General features: G+C 73.4%; 1 protein-coding gene. It reads left to right on the plus strand.

Annotated features, from left to right (window positions below):
• Positions 1–274 (plus strand): biotin carboxylase N-terminal domain-containing protein (locus tag IO36_RS36175; protein ID WP_037626648.1); only part of this gene is annotated, 274 nt, incomplete at both ends.

Consider the following 274-nt stretch of genomic DNA (forward strand, 5'->3'; position numbering starts at 1 on the left):
CCATCCGGGTTACGGCTTCCTTTCGGAGAACGCGGACTTCGCCCAGGCCGTCCTGGACGCCGGGCTGATCTGGATCGGCCCGCCGCCGCAGGCGATCCGCGACCTCGGTGACAAGGTCGCCGCCCGGCACATCGCGCAGCGCGCGGGCGCGCCGCTGGTGGCCGGTACCCCGGACCCGGTCTCGGGTGCCGAGGAGGTCGTCGCGTTCGCCGAGCAGCACGGTCTGCCGATCGCGATCAAGGCCGCGTTCGGCGGTGGCGGGCGTGGTCTGAAG

Source organism: Streptomyces aureus, assembly GCF_000725495.1.
In the GTDB taxonomy this organism is placed as follows: Bacteria; Actinomycetota; Actinomycetes; order Streptomycetales; family Streptomycetaceae; genus Streptomyces; species Streptomyces aureus_B.